12 protein-coding genes are annotated in these 14,280 nt (G+C 65.1%); 7 read left to right on the plus strand and 5 right to left on the minus strand.

Annotated elements, in window-relative coordinates:
• Positions 1 to 128: 128 nt before the first annotated feature.
• Both CIT40_RS10380 and CIT40_RS10385 read left to right on the plus strand, forming a co-directional pair.
• The gene (locus CIT40_RS10380) at positions 129 to 2,492 is read left to right on the plus strand and encodes a transketolase (RefSeq protein WP_094892340.1); all 2,364 of its coding nucleotides are present in this window, start codon (positions 129 to 131) and stop codon (positions 2,490 to 2,492) included.
• Positions 2,493 to 2,795: 303 nt separating this feature from the next.
• Positions 2,796 to 4,226, plus strand: coding sequence for an aldehyde dehydrogenase family protein (locus tag CIT40_RS10385; protein ID WP_094892341.1), 1,431 nt, complete (start codon positions 2,796 to 2,798; stop codon positions 4,224 to 4,226).
• A gap of 187 nt (positions 4,227 to 4,413) precedes the next feature.
• On the opposite strand, the gene CIT40_RS10390 is transcribed toward CIT40_RS10385, so the two are convergent.
• Positions 4,414 to 5,391 carry an SMP-30/gluconolactonase/LRE family protein gene (locus tag CIT40_RS10390; RefSeq protein ID WP_094892342.1) on the minus strand — a complete coding sequence of 326 codons (978 nt, stop codon included), beginning with the start codon at positions 5,389 to 5,391 and terminating at the stop codon, positions 4,414 to 4,416.
• 89 nt (positions 5,392 to 5,480) lie between these two features.
• On the opposite strand from CIT40_RS10390, the gene CIT40_RS10395 reads away from it, so the two are divergent.
• Positions 5,481 to 6,305, plus strand: coding sequence for an NAD-dependent epimerase/dehydratase family protein (locus CIT40_RS10395; RefSeq protein WP_094892343.1), 825 nt, complete (start codon positions 5,481 to 5,483; stop codon positions 6,303 to 6,305).
• Positions 6,306 to 6,444: 139 nt separating this feature from the next.
• Here CIT40_RS10395 and CIT40_RS10400 read toward each other — a convergent pair whose 3' ends face one another.
• From CIT40_RS10400 to CIT40_RS10410, 3 genes are all read right to left on the minus strand, one after another.
• The gene (locus tag CIT40_RS10400) at positions 6,445 to 7,143 is read right to left on the minus strand and encodes a nitroreductase (protein ID WP_094892344.1); all 699 of its coding nucleotides are present in this window, start codon (positions 7,141 to 7,143) and stop codon (positions 6,445 to 6,447) included.
• Between the two features lie 116 nt (positions 7,144 to 7,259).
• Entirely contained in the window at positions 7,260 to 8,186 is a 927-nt protein-coding gene (locus CIT40_RS10405; RefSeq protein WP_094892345.1) for a transporter, read from the minus strand.
• Positions 8,187 to 8,676: 490 nt separating this feature from the next.
• Positions 8,677 to 9,594, minus strand: coding sequence for a LysR family transcriptional regulator (locus CIT40_RS10410; RefSeq protein WP_094892346.1), 918 nt, complete (start codon positions 9,592 to 9,594; stop codon positions 8,677 to 8,679).
• Positions 9,595 to 9,727: 133 nt separating this feature from the next.
• Here CIT40_RS10410 and CIT40_RS10415 point away from each other — a divergent pair, with 133 nt between their 5' ends.
• Genes CIT40_RS10415 through CIT40_RS10430 form a run of 4 tightly spaced genes read left to right on the plus strand, consistent with a single transcriptional unit; the run spans position 9,728 to position 13,365 of the window.
• On the plus strand, positions 9,728 to 10,711 hold the full coding sequence (locus CIT40_RS10415; protein ID WP_094892415.1) for an aldo/keto reductase: 984 nt from the start codon (positions 9,728 to 9,730) through the stop codon (positions 10,709 to 10,711).
• 23 nt (positions 10,712 to 10,734) lie between these two features.
• The gene (locus tag CIT40_RS10420; RefSeq protein ID WP_094892347.1) at positions 10,735 to 11,592 is read left to right on the plus strand and encodes an aldo/keto reductase; all 858 of its coding nucleotides are present in this window, start codon (positions 10,735 to 10,737) and stop codon (positions 11,590 to 11,592) included.
• Positions 11,593 to 11,638: 46 nt separating this feature from the next.
• Complete coding sequence (locus CIT40_RS10425; RefSeq protein WP_094892416.1) at positions 11,639 to 12,784, plus strand: aldo/keto reductase; 1,146 nt, start codon at positions 11,639 to 11,641, stop codon at positions 12,782 to 12,784.
• A complete protein-coding gene (locus CIT40_RS10430) occupies positions 12,781 to 13,365 on the plus strand; it encodes a flavodoxin (RefSeq protein ID WP_244611949.1) in 585 nt (194 codons plus the stop codon). Before CIT40_RS10425 ends, CIT40_RS10430 begins: the two co-directional genes overlap by 4 nt.
• Positions 13,366 to 13,537: 172 nt before the next feature.
• Here CIT40_RS10430 and CIT40_RS10435 read toward each other — a convergent pair whose 3' ends face one another.
• The gene (locus tag CIT40_RS10435; RefSeq protein ID WP_094892349.1) at positions 13,538 to 14,230 is read right to left on the minus strand and encodes a GntR family transcriptional regulator; all 693 of its coding nucleotides are present in this window, start codon (positions 14,228 to 14,230) and stop codon (positions 13,538 to 13,540) included.
• Between the last annotated feature and the right edge of the window lie 50 nt (positions 14,231 to 14,280).

Here is a 14,280-nt window from a genome sequence, read left to right on the forward strand (position 1 = left end):
AAACCTGCTATTTTGGCGATCTGTTGGTAAAGTATCCCAATATCTAAGCGTATGGCGCGAAAAATTGAGAAGATTGGGCCCCCTCGCGGGCGTATCATCGGTGGCACCTGTTTGCCGGGAGCATTGCCATGCCCGTTGATCCTGCTCATCTCGATACGCTGACCGCGCTCAGCCGCAAGGCGCTGTGGCTGTCGTCCTGGACCATCCACCACGCCAACCACATCCGTCCCAATGCCGACGGCCTGAAGGTCGGCGGACACCAGGCCTCGTCCGCCTCGCTGGCCACCATCATGTCGGCGCTGTACTTCCACGTGCTGCGCCCCGAGGACCGCGTCGCGGTGAAGCCGCATGCGAGCCCGGTGTTCCACGCCATCCAATATCTGTTCGGAAGGCAGAGCCGCGAGAAGCTGGAGAATTTCCGCGGCTTCAAGGGCGCGCAATCCTATCCTTCGCGCACCAAGGACGTCGACGACGTCGATTTTTCCACCGGTTCCGTCGGCCTCGGCGTCGCGCAGACGCTGTTCGCCTCGCTGGTGCAGGATTACGTCAAGGCGCATGGCTGGATGAAGGACCGCCGCGAAGGGCGGATGATCGCGCTGGTCGGCGATGCCGAGATGGACGAGGGCAACATCTGGGAGGCGCTGGCCGAAGGCTGGAAGCACGGCCTGCGCAATACCTGGTGGGTGGTCGACTATAACCGCCAGTCGCTCGACGCCGTCGTGCGCGAAGGGCTCTGGGAAAAGTTCGAGACCATGTTCCGCAATTTCGGCTGGGACGTCGTCATCGTGAAATACGGCCGCCTGATGCGGGAAGCGTTCGCCGAGCCCGGCGGCGAGGCGCTGAAGCGCTGGATCGACAATTGCCCGAACGCGCTCTACGCCGCGCTGTGCTTCCAGGGCGGCGCAGCCTTCCGCAAGCATCTGCACGACGAGATCGGCGACCAGGGACCGATCACAAAGCTGATCGATCGCCGCAGCGACGAGGAATTGCTGGCGCTGATGTCGAATCTCGGCGGCCACGACATGGCGAGCATGGTCGACGCGTTCGAATCCATCGACCACGACCGTCCGGTCTGCTTCATCGCCTACACCATCAAGGGCGTCGGCCTGCCGTTCCAGGGCCACAAGGACAATCACGCCGGCCTCATGACGGTCGCGCAGATGGAGAAATATCGCGACAGCCAGAACATCCGGCCCGGCCACGAATGGGACAAGTACGAAGGTCTCGCGCAGTCGGCCGCCGAGCTCGATGCCTTCCTCGCGCGCGTGCCGTTCAACCGGGACGGCCGCCGCCTGACCGCGCCCGTCGTCGAGGTGCCCCAGCAGCTCGCCTTCAAGCCGGCGCCGCAGATGTCGACCCAGCAGGGCTTTGGCCTGGTGCTGAACGAGATCGCGCGCGGCGACAGCGAACTCGCCCAGCGCATCGTCACCACTTCGCCCGACGTCACCGTCTCGACCAATCTCGGACCCTGGGTGAACCGGCGCGGCCTGTTCGCGCGCGCCGAGAAGGCGGACTTATTCCGCAGCGAGAAAATTCCCTCCACCTTCAACTGGGACTTCTCGCCCAAGGGCCAGCATCTCGAGCTCGGGATCGCCGAGATGAACCTGTTCATCATGCTCTCGGCGCTCGGCCTGTCGCACCAGATCAACGGCGAGCGGCTGCTGCCGGTCGGCACGCTCTACGATCCCTTCATCGAGCGCGGGCTCGATGCGCTGAATTACGCCTGCTACCAGGATGCGCGCTTCATGGTGGCGGCGACGCCATCAGGCATCACGCTTGCGCCCGAGGGTGGCGCGCATCAGTCGATCGCGACGCCGCTGATCGGCATGGCGCAGGACGGGCTCGCCTCGTTCGAGCCGGCCTTCGTCGACGAGCTCGCCGTGATCATGGCTTTCGGATTCGACCACATGCAGCGCGATCCGGGCGAGGGCGGTTCGGTCTATTTGCGGCTCTCGACGCGCAGCATCGATCAAGCGCAGCGGATCATGACGCCGGAGCTGGCGCAGGGCATCACCGACGGCGCCTACTGGCTGCGCAAGCCGGGCCCGAATGCCGAACTCGTGATTGCCTATACCGGCGCGGTCGCGCCGGAAGCAATCGAGGCGACCGGCTTCATCGGCGAGAGCCGACGCGACATCGGCCTGCTCGCGATCACCTCGGCCGACCGCCTCCATGCAGGCTGGACCGCTGCACGGAAATTGCGGCGCGACCGCCGCGGCGTGCAGCATCTCAGCCATATCGAAAAACTGCTGACGCCGCTGCCGCGCGACTGTGGCATCGTGACCGTGATCGACGGCCATCCCTCCGCGCTCGGCTGGCTAGGCAGCGTCCGCGGCCATCGCGTCGAGGCGCTCGGCGTCGAGCAGTTCGGCCAGACCGGCACCATCGCCGACCTTTATCGCCACTACGGCATCGACGCCAACGCCATCATCGATGCGGCGGAAAGCCTCACCACCGGCGCGCCGGTGCTGCATCGGAAGATGGCGGTGTAGTCGGGGTAACCGGGCGCATGGGCCCCGGCTCGGCAGCGCATCACTGAAGAAGTGCTGCGCTGCGTCCGGGGCACGAGAGTTCTTGGACTCGTTTTAAATCCCGTGTCCCGGACGCGGCGCGGCATGAAATGTCGCGACGCAGAGCCGGGACCCATCGTGCGCTTGCCACGTTCCCGCCATCGGCTCATATAACCCCCGTCCGCCGCAACGCTGGCCCCGCATATGGCGGGTTCAATTGCCGGCGCTTTCGTGCAAGGATGCCTGCCGAAACGCCCCCACCATGCCCCCAAAAAGAGGTTAACGATGGTCAATCGCATGCAATTCTACATCGACGGCGCCTGGGTCGATCCCGCCGTCAAGAAGTCAACTCCGGTCGTCAACCCCGCGACGGAAGAGGCGATGTACGAGGTTGCGCTGGGCTCCAAGGCCGACGTCGACAAGGCGGTCGCCGCCGCCAAGCGCGCCTTCGCGACCTTCTCCCAGACCAGCCGTGACGAGCGCGTCGCGCTGCTCACCAAAGTGATCGAGGTCTACAAGGGCCGCCTCAAGGAGATCGGCGCCGCCGTCTCCGACGAGATGGGCGCACCGCTGCCGATGGCGGAGAAGCTGCAGGCCGGCGCCGGCCTCGGCCATCTCATGACCACGCTCGACGTGCTCAAGAACTATCATTTCGAGGAGCCGGTCGGCACCGCCATGGTGCTGCGCGAGCCGATCGGCGTGGTCGGCATGATCACGCCCTGGAACTGGCCGCTCAACCAGATCGCCTGCAAGGTCGCCCCCGCGCTCGCTGCCGGCTGCACCATGATCCTGAAGCCCAGCGAGTTCACCCCGACCTCGGCGTTGATCTTCGCGGAAATCCTCCATGAAGCCGGCGTGCCGAAGGGCGTGTTCAACCTCGTCAACGGCCTCGGCCCCGAGGTCGGCGCGGCCATGAGCGAGCACCCCGACATCGACATGATCTCCTTCACCGGCTCGACCCGTGCCGGCATCGATGTTGCGAAGCGCGCGGCGCCGACCGTGAAGCGCGTCAGCCAGGAGCTGGGCGGAAAGTCGCCGAACGTCATCCTCGAAGGCGCCGACCTGCAGAAGGCGGTGACCGGCGGCGTGATGCACATGTTCAACAACTCCGGCCAATCCTGCAACGCGCCCTCGCGCATGATCGTGCCGCTGTCCAAGATGAAGGACGTCGCCGCGATCGCGAAGGCGGTCGCCGACAAGACCAAGGCCGGTGATCCCCGCGCCGAAGGCACCACCATCGGCCCCGTCGTCAACCGCGGCCAGTGGGACAAGATCCAGGGCCTGATCAAGAAGGGCATCGACGAGGGCGCAACGCTCGTCGCCGGCGGCCCGGGCCTGCCCGAAGGCGTCAACAAGGGCTTCTATGTCCGTCCGACCATCTTCGCCGACGTCACGCCCGACATGACGATCGCCCGCGAAGAGATCTTCGGGCCGGTGCTGACCATCATCGGCGCCAAGGACGAAGCGGAAGCCGTGCACATCGCCAACGACACGCCGTACGGCCTCGCCGGCTACGTCACGGGCGCTTCGGTCGAGGACGCCAAGCGCGTCGGCCGCCAGATCCGCGCCGGCAACGTCAACCTGCAGGGCGTGCCCAACGACCGCACCGCGCCGTTCGGCGGCTACAAGCAGTCGGGCAACGGCCGCGAGTGGGGCAAGTACGGCCTCGAGGACTTCCTCGAAGTGAAGGCGGTTGCGGGCTTCAACGCGGCGTAAGCTTTCGCGCCTCAACAATCATGACGCCGGAGCGGGAAATTGCTCCGGCGTTTTTTCTTTCCGTCATTCCGGGGCGTCGCGAGAGCGATGAGCCCGGAATCCATTTGTCACCGAGCTCTGTTGCACGATGGATTCCGGGCTCGCGCCAAGTGGCGCGCCCCGGAATGACGAGGAGGGTGCGGCGAGTCTATCCCCCCACCGCGCCCTGCGTGTTCACATACAGCGCGTAGATCGACTGGCTCGCCGCCATGAACAGGCGATTGCGTTTGACGCCGCCGAAGCAGAGATTGGCGCAGCGTTCCGGCAGCGCGATGCGGCCGATCATGACGCCGTCGGGCGCGAACACCACGACGCCGTCGAGCTCGGGATCGCCCATGCCCCAGCCGCACCAGAGATTGCCGTCGATATCGCAGCGCATGCCGTCGGGCGTGCCCGGGCCGGCATCGATGTGCACGCGCTTGTTGGAAATCGTGGTGCCGTCGGCCGAGACGTCATAGGCGAGGATCTTGCGGTTCGGCACCCCGCGCGATTCCACGACGTAGAGAATCTTCTCGTCCGGCGAGAAGCACAGCCCGTTCGGACCGAGCACGCCCTCGGCGACGATGGTCGCCTTGCCGGTCGCGGGATCGAGGCGATAGACATTCGGCTCGATCTCGGGCTCGGCCAGGTAGCCCTCGTAATTGCCGAGCAGGCCGAAGGTCGGATCGCTGAACCAGATCGAGCCGTCCGATTTGACGACGATATCGTTCGGCGAGTTCAACCGCTTGCCGTTGAACTGATCCATCAGAACGGTGATGCTGCCGTCATATTCGGTCCGCGTCACGCGCCGCCCGCCGTGCTCGCAGCTGACGAGCCGGCCCTGGCGGTCGCGCGTGTTGCCATTGGCGAAATTGGAGGGTTTGCGGAACACGGAGACTGCGCCGGTCTCTTCCTCCCATTTGAGGATGCGCTGGTTCGGGATGTCGCTGCACAGCAGATAGCGCCCGTCGCCGAACCACACCGGTCCCTCGGCCCAGCGCAGGCCGGTGGCCAGCCGCTCCACCGCCGACAATTTCAGCCAGTATTTTTCGAAGCGGGGATCGAGCGCACGAATGGCCGGGTCGGGATAATACGTCGCCGGCCGCCAGCCTGGCCGCTCCTGGGTGTGGGACGATGCCTCATTCATGTCGGTTCTCTCGTTTCGTTCCCTCTGGACAATCCAGCTATCATTAGAGACACGTGACCGCAAATCGATCACCAACGGCGAGGGACGACATGGCGCGCATCTTGATGACGGGAGCTTCGGGCGGGATCGGAACGCGCCTGCGCGAATTGTTGCCGCCGATCTATCCGGACCTGCTGCTCTCCGACATCCGTCCGCCCGCCGATCTCGGCGCGAACGAGCAATTCAAGGCAGCGGATCTCGCCGATCTTGCGCAGTGCGAAGCGATCTGCGAGGGCGTCGACGGCATCATCCATTTCGGCGGCTATTCGGTCGAAGGCAGCTGGGATCAGATCCTGCAGGCCAACATCATCGGCGGCTACAATCTGTTCGAGGCGGCCTACCGCAAGGGCGTCAAGCGCGTGGTGTTCGCCTCGTCGAACCACGCCGTCGGCTTCTATCCGCGCCACCACAGGATCGGCACCGACGTGACCCCGCGCCCCGACAGCCGCTACGGCGTCAGCAAAGTGTTCGGCGAGGCGGTCGGCGCGCTCTATGCCGACAAGCATGGGATGAAGGTCACATGCCTGCGCATCGGTAATTTCGGCGACATGCCGCTCGACCAGCGCCGGCTCTCGATCTGGCTCAAGCCCGAAGACCTGGTGCAGCTCTGCCGCATCGGGCTCGAGCATCCCGACATCCATTTCGAAGTCTTCTACGGCGCCTCCTTCAACGAGCGCGCCTGGTGGGACAACCACCGCGCCTACGAATTCGGCTATCGCCCCACCGGCCGCGCCGAAGATTTCCGCGAGCACGCCATGGCCGAGCAGGCCAAGCTGAAGCCGGATCCGGTCGGCGACCACTTCCAGGGCGGCACGTTCTGCAGCATGGAGTTCGATGCCGATCCGAACCGGGTGATCGACTGGACGAAGCGGTAGCCCAACTGCTCCCGCCGTCATTGCGAGCGCAGCGAAGCAATCCAGAATCCCACCGCAGAAAGACGTTGGATTGCTTCGCTGCGTTCGCAATGACGAGTTGATAACGCGGATCGCTACCCGCTCACCGTTGTCGCAACCGCTACTTCCGCTGCCTCCAGCCGTCGCTCTCAAATCCCACGAACGTCGTCGCTTCATCCACCGATTTGCGCTCTGACACGACGGCGTTGGCGGGAAAGCTGTGATCCGGCCAGCCCAGCGCGATGCTCTTCATGATCACCTGATCATCGGCGATCCCGGCGTGTTCGCGCACGACAGGGGATTGCATGATGCCCTGGCTGTTGATCACGGCACCGAGCCCCCGCGACCAGGCTGCGTTGACGAGCGCGGTCGCGACGGCACCACAGTCGAAGGCCGTATCGTCACTCGATGCCAACTGGCGATCGTAAGTGATGATCACGCACACAGGTGCGTCGAACTGGCGAAAGCCGCGCAGGACCCAGTCTTGCCGCTGCTGCTTGTCGTCTCGCGCTATCCCCATCGCGCTGAACAACTGCTTGGCAACACCGATCTGACGCTCGCGATGCACGCCTTCGAACGGCTGGCCGATTCTGAATTCGCGCGAGTGCGGGACGCCCGCAAGATTGCGCTCGGTATTGCCCTGGCGGATGCGGTCCAGCGGCTCTCCGGTGATGACGTAGAAATTCCATGGCTGGGTATTCATCGACGATGGCGCGCGTATGGCCAGCGCCAGGATTTCCTTGATCAATTCCTGCGGGACGGGATCGGGCTTGTAGCCGCGAATGCTTCGCCGGCCGAGAATGACGTCATCAAATTCCATTGTGCACCGTCCTGAAATTGGCAGGGTGCGGCGTTCTCTCGCACAGTTTCGCGCATGTCCATCCCTTTCGCGCGCGGCCTTTCCGGATGCCGGTAGCGAGATTGCGCGCCCGATGATCAGAAATGCAGGTTGAGCCGCAACAGCGCCTGGTGGCGCTCGAACTGATCGAGGTTGAGGCTGCGGTGGTCGCCGATCGCGCGGCCTGCGACCTGCATCTGCCAGGTCCCGGAGATGCCGATCTCCTTTGAGATGGCGTAGGAGAAGGTGGGGCCCGCGAACACCGCATCACCCGCGAAGCGGTCGAGGCCCCCGCCGTCATAGGCCCGCGCGTAGCGAGCGCCGAGGCCGAGCACGAGCTCGGGCCGGACCGCGTAGGACATCGCCGCCTGGAGCTGCATCTCGGAATCGTGGCGCCACAGATTAGTCGCGATCTCGCGCGTTGCGCCGGTCGCGTACCAGACGTTGAAAGCTGCAAACACCCTGTCCTTGACCAGTTCGCGATCGAACAGCGCGGCAAACTCTCCGCCATATTGCTCGATAGGCATGCCGCTGCCGTCGTCGATCCGGCCCCAGCCCGGCTGCGCATGGAGCGTCAGCCCAAAGGGCGCGACGGCGCGATCGACCAGCTTGTAACGCAGTTCGAGCGCAGCACCGCTGAAGGCGACGTCCCGATGATCGGCCATACCCGGAATGCCATTGATGTGCTGTCCGCTCAGCGCGAAGCCTGGTGCGATCCGGAAATTGTCCGACAGCGTGAACTTGGCCTGGTTGAGACCGGCCCAGGCTGCGTATGTGCCGGAGCGCTTGCCGAACGCGCCGACGTTCTCGAACTCCACCTCGATTTCGCCCGGCTTGCCGATATCGGAGCCCATGCTGAAGCCGAAGATATGCTCGGTGTCGATCTCCGTGTGAGCTGAGGGCAGACCATGCGCCGGCTTGGAGATGCCGTCGCTCGGCGAGCCGCGGGGCTGAGTATATGGCCGGCTCGACGTGTCGCCGGCGAAGGCCGAGATGCAGCTCGCCGATAGACCGGCCAAGATCATTGCCGCCGCTGCGGGGCGGGCGCAGGTCCATTTTCCAAGCACGAACGAACATCGCCTCCATGCAAATGCAAGTCACTCGCAGGAAGATTTCATAGAATGCATGGGAGCACAATTGTTGCGAATAGTTCTTAGTTGCGTTCAAGTGACGCAGCGGCTCAGCGGGGGGCGTGCAGTTGGGTGTGGCAGAGAGGGCATGTCGCTCATAGGCGCTAACTTTAGCGCTCGCCTGCCGGCCGGGCTGGCACCCGTCACCCCTGATGTTTAGTAGATCGGCAACGCTTCCCGAAACCGGCCATTCGGGGACTGCGCAGCAGTCTCGTTTCTTGATCTCCAACAGGCCGTTTCGGGAAAATTCAATCGGGAACAGGTTTCGGGAAGGCGGGCATCCTACTACGTCGATGCGGCGGCCTCGCATCTGCTGTCCAATGCAAGGTTCGTTTGCGGGTTGGCAAGCACAGCTTGAGCCTCAACGGTCAAGCTGCCGCGCTAATCAGCTTCTGGCCGATGCCTTCCGTGCGTCGGACGTTCGGAGCGCGTCCAGCACGACCGCAAACGCGGGAGAAGCGTGCCGCCGGCTAGGGTAGTAGAGGTGATAGCCCGGGAACGGCGCGCACCAGTCCTCCAGCACCCTAATGAGGCGCCCGGAAGCGACATGATCGACGATCTGGTCTTCGGGCACATAAGCCATGCCGAGGCCGTCTAGGACGGAGGCGAGCCGTACCGCTCCGTGGTTGACCACCACTTGCCCTTCGACCCGCACGCGAAGTTCGCGACCGTCACGTTCGAACTCCCATGCGAACAATCCCCCATAGGTGGGCAGACGGATGTTGATGCAATTGTGGGTGGTGAGGTCCTGCGGCGTCTCGGGGCGCGGGCGCGTCGCAAAATAGGCAGGCGAGCCAACGACGGCCATCCGCATTTCGGGGCCGATCCGAACCGCGATCATGTCCTTGGCGACCTGCTCGCCCAGTCGCACGCCGGCGTCGAACCCTTGCGCCACGATGTCGGTCAGCCCGTAGTCGACGACGATCTCGACATGGATGTCCGGGTGGTCGGGCAGGATGCGCTGGAGCGCAGGCTGCAGGATCGACACCGCCGGGTGCTCGCCAGCCGTGATCCTGACTGTGCCTGCCGGCTTGTCGCGCAGTGCGCTCAGCGCACCCAGCTCCTGCTCAATCTCCTCGAAGCGCGGTGCCAAGGTGCGCAGCAGCCGCTCGCCCGCCTCGGTTGCCGACACGCTCCGAGTGCTACGTGTCAGCAGCCGCACGCCAAGTCGCGCTTCCAGGGCCTTGATCGTCTGGCTGAGCGCCGATTGCGAAACACCCTGCTTCGCGGCAGCGCGCGTAAAGCTGCGCTCCTTTGCGACCGCCACGAAGGCAGCGAGATCGTTGAAGTTCTCCGCGCTCATTGATTAGGTAACCTTATCACGGCTTCCCGATTGCACTCTCTAATCCATAAACGTCGAGATCGCTATCTCTCGCAAGGGCAAGGCGGTTCCCTGTCCGGCACACGCGCCACTTCGGCAATCAAGGAGTCAGATGATGCAGAACCGACAACTCGGCCAGTCCGGACTTGAGGTCTCGGCGATCGGCCTCGGCTGCATGGGCCTGAGCTTCGGCTATGGCCCGGCGACCGACCGCAGCGAGGCGGTCGCGCTGATCCGTGCCGCGCACGAGCGCGGCGTGACCTTCTTCGACACCGCCGAGGCCTATGGCCCCGGCGACAACGAGGAGGTGGTCGGCGAGGCGCTGGCGCCGATGCGCGACCAGGTGGTGATCGCCACCAAGTTTGGTTTCGTGAACGGCGTGCCGGCGCAGGGCCTCGACAGCCGGCCCGAGCGCATCCGACAGGTGGCGGACGACGCGCTGAGGCGGCTCCGGACCGACCACATCGACCTGTTCTACCAGCACCGGGTCGACCCGAACGTGCCGGTCGAGGATGTCGCCGGAACGGTCAAGGAGCTGATCCAGGCAGGCAAGGTCAAGCATTTCGGCATGTCGGAGGCCGGCCCTGATGCGATCCGCCGCGCTCATGCGGTGCAGCCGGTCGCCGCCCTGCAGAGCGAATATTCGATGTTCTGGCGCGAGCCGGAGGCGCAGATCCTGCCGCTGCTGGAGGAACTCGGCATCGGCTTCGTGCCGTTTGCGCCGCTCGGCAAAGGGTTTCTGACCGGCAAGCTCGATCCCAAGACGGTGTTCGGCAAGGATGACTTCCGCAGCACCGTGCCCCGCTTCCAGGCCGACGCGATGGCGGCGAACCAGGCGTTGGTCGATCTCGTCGGCACGATCGCGGCTGAGAAGGGCGCTACGCCCGCGCAGGTCGCGCTCGCCTGGCTGCTCGCGCAGCGGCCGTGGATCGTGCCGATACCCGGCACCACCAAGCTGCATCGGCTAGAAGAGAATCTCGGCGGCGCCGACGTCGTGCTGACGACTGACGACCTTGCCCGCACCGAACAGGCGCTCTCCGGCATTCAGGTCGTGGGCGAACGCTACCCCGCCTCGCACCAGACCCTTATCAACCGCTGAGCTGCTCCCGAAGGAGACCGCCCATGACCAGCAATGTCCCCACCGTCACGCTCAACAACGGCGTCGAGATGCCGAGCCTCGGCTTCGGCGTTTTCCAGGTGCCCGACCCTGCCGAGTGCGAGCGCAGCGTCCGCGACGCGATCGACGTGGGCTACCGCCTGCTCGACACCGCCGCCTCCTACGGGAACGAGGAGGCGGTCGGCGCCGCCATCCGCAATCACGGCATCGATCGGGGCGAGCTATTCGTCACCACCAAGCTGTGGATCGAAGACGCCAGCTACGAGGGCGCCAAGGCGGCGTTCGAGCGTTCCATGAATAAGCTCGGGCTCAATTACCTAGACCTGTGGCTGATCCACCAGCCCTTTGGCGATGTGTACGGCGCGTGGCGGGCGATGGAGGAGCTGCACAAGGCCGGGCGCATCCGCGCGATCGGCGTCAGCAACTTCTACCCCGATCGCCTTGTCGACTTCGTTCTCCACAACGAGGTGACGCCGGCGGTCAACCAGATCGAGACGCATCCCTTCCACCAGCAGCACGAGGCCGAGGCGATCCTGGCTGAGTACAAGGTTCAGCAGGAAGCCTGGGGACCGTTCGCCGAGGGCAAGAACGGGCTGTTCTCCAACGACGTGTTGCAATCGGTCGCGGAAAAGCACGGCAAAAGCATCGCGCAGGTCGTCCTGCGCTGGCTCAACCAGCGCGGCATCGTCGCCATCCCGAAGTCGGTGCGTAAGGAGCGCATGGCGGAGAACTTCGCGATCTTCGACTTCGATTTGGATGGCGACGACATCGCGCAGATCGCCACGCTCGACCAGAAGACCAGCAGCTTCTTCGATCACCGCGATCCCGAAAAGGTGAAGTGGCTCGGCACGCGCAAACTCTAGGTTGCCGATCGCCGTTCACACCAACCAGACTGAGGATACGAGCGTGATGAATGAAGCAGCATCAGGACAGGTGAGCCGGCGCAGCCTGCTCGGCGTTGCGGGTGCGGGGCTTGCCGCCGCGTCGCTCAGGCCGGCGAGCGCCGCAACCGCCGCACCGCCCGCGGCGCGGCCCGACGGCGCTCGCCGCAAACTCGGGTCGTTGGAGGTCTCCAGCGTCGGGCTCGGCGTGCAGAACATGCACCGCACCTACCAGACGACGATTCCCGACCGCGCAGAGATGATCCGCATCATCCGTACGGCCTACGAGCGGGGCGTCACCCTGTTCGACACGGCCGAAGCCTACGGTCCGTTTGAGGACGAGCGCATCCTGGGCGAGGCCGCGCAGCCGTTCCGGAACGAGGTCGTGATCAGCTCCAAGTTCGGGTGGAACATCGGCCCGGACGGCAAGCGGGATGCTGGTGACCCGCTCAACAGCCGTCCGGAGCACATCAAGGCGGCCGTGGAAGCATCGCTGAAACGGTTGCGGACCGATCACCTCGACATGGTGTACCAACACCGTGTCGACCCCGCCGTGCCGATCGAGGACGTCGCCGGCGCTATCAAGGACCTGAAGGCGCAGGGCAAGGTTTTGCACTGGGGCCTGTCCGAGATGGGGCTGGGCACGCTACGCCGCGCCCATGCCGAGTTGCCGCTGACCGCCGTTCAAAACGAATATTCCATGCTTTGGCGTGGCCCCGAGGCCGAGGTGCTGCCGCTGTGCGGGCAGCTCGGCATCGGCTTCGTCTGCTGGAGCCCCTTAGGTGTCGGCTTCCTCACCGGTGCGATCGACGCGCAGACCGCCTACGCGCCCGGCGACATCCGCGCTGGCGAGACCCGCTTCGCTCGGGAGAACGTCACGGCCAATCTTGCGCTGGTGGCGCTGCTGAAGCGCTGGGCGAATGCCAAGCAGGCGACCCCGGCGCAGATCGCGCTCGCCTGGTTGATCGCGCAGCGGCCCTGGATCGTGCCGATCCCCGGCACGACGCAGATGGCGCACATGGTTGAGAACGCCGGCGCGATCGCGGTCCGCTTCACGCCCGCCGAGCTGCGGGAGCTGAACGCGGCCGTCGCGGCAATCACGGTCAAGGGCGATCGGCTGCCGCCGCCCGTTCAGGCTTTTTCCGGGGTCGAGGCACCGCCGAGGCGATCGTGAGCGAGCCGGACGGTCTGTCACGCCGCACCCTGCTCGCCGCCCCGGCGATCCTTGCCTTCGCGAGCGCATCGGCCTGTGCCCAGGATAGAGGATCGACACCAATGACTGGTGCCAAAACGCTCGTCGCGTACCTGACGCGATCGGGCAACACGCGGGTGATCGCCGAGACGCTGCACCGCCAGCTCGGCGCCGACCTGTTCGAGATCAGGCCGGCGCGCCCGTATCCGGCGGACTACGAGCAGCATGTCGCGCAGGCGACACGCGAGCGCGACAGCGGTTATGCGCCGCCGCTCGCCGCCCAGGCCGACATCGCCAGGTACGACGAGATCTTCCTCGGCTTTCCTATCTGGGGCGAGACCACCCCGCCGCCGATCCGCTCGTTCCTCAAAGCGCACGAGCTGGGCGACAAGACGCTCCGACCGTTCATCACCCACGGCGGCTACGGCGTGGGTGAGGCCCCGTCCGTTCTTGCCAGCCATGCGCCGGCTGCGCGCATTGAAAAGGCTTTCGTACTGGAGGCCGATCAGGAGCGTCGGACCTTAAACCAGGTGCGTGACTGGCTTGCGCATCTTCAGACATAGAGTAGGCCGTGGCGTTTACCACGCGCCATCAACCGTAGCCGACGCCTTGGCTTTCCCGTTTTTCGATCGTTTTCCCAACCGGATCGTCGACCGGCGATATAGCTCAGCCAGTCGGTTGCCCCTTTGAGGCGCTTCAACAGCGCCTATGGGGCATGTCGCTGCTTCGGGCGGACTAGCGAGGGGCCTCGGCCTCATCCCCCGCAATTCGCGCCAAATAGTCCGACTTGCTGAACTGCATGTGATCGACGCAAAGTTGCGCCAGCGCCCAGCTGTCGCGACCTCTCAGCAGCTCGATCATCAACTCGTGCTGGCGCCGCGACTGCGCCAATCCTTCGCGGTCGGCGAGGTTTTTTGCGCGCATCGGCAGCGTCAGGTTCATGTAGTCCTGGAGCGAGCCGACCAGGTAGGGATTGCCGCACGCCGAGAATAGCGCGAGGTGGAAGGCGTCGTTGGCCTCGTGGATGCCGCGCAGATCCTGCGCATCGGCTCTCGCGCAATATTGTCGCTGCAGGACGCTCAGCGCGTCGATCAGGCTTTGCGGTGCGGGCAGGGGGATCATCAGCGCGGCCTGCCGGGTCAGCATCTCCCTGACCTCGTAGATCTGCCCGACCTCCTCGGCCGAGTAGAACCGCACGGTGGCGCCGACGTTTTTCTCGCGGCGGACGATGCCGCGCCGCTCTGCGTCCACCAGCGCCTGACGCACGAAGTGGCGGGAGGTGCCGTAGCGCGACATCAGCGCGTCCTCGGTGAGGCGAGCGCCGGGCGGCAGGCGGCCAAAGATGATGTCCTCCTCGAGCCGCGCAACGACGTCGTCCGGGTCGTCGCGCCTGATAGCCATGCTGTCTGCGGTGCGAGTGTCGGACATGCCTCAGCCTCCGGCTTCGGCCGGTCCGCCCTGTGGAGCAGGGAAGGCGA

The organism is Bradyrhizobium amphicarpaeae, assembly GCF_002266435.3.
Classification (GTDB): Bacteria; Pseudomonadota; Alphaproteobacteria; order Rhizobiales; family Xanthobacteraceae; genus Bradyrhizobium; species Bradyrhizobium amphicarpaeae.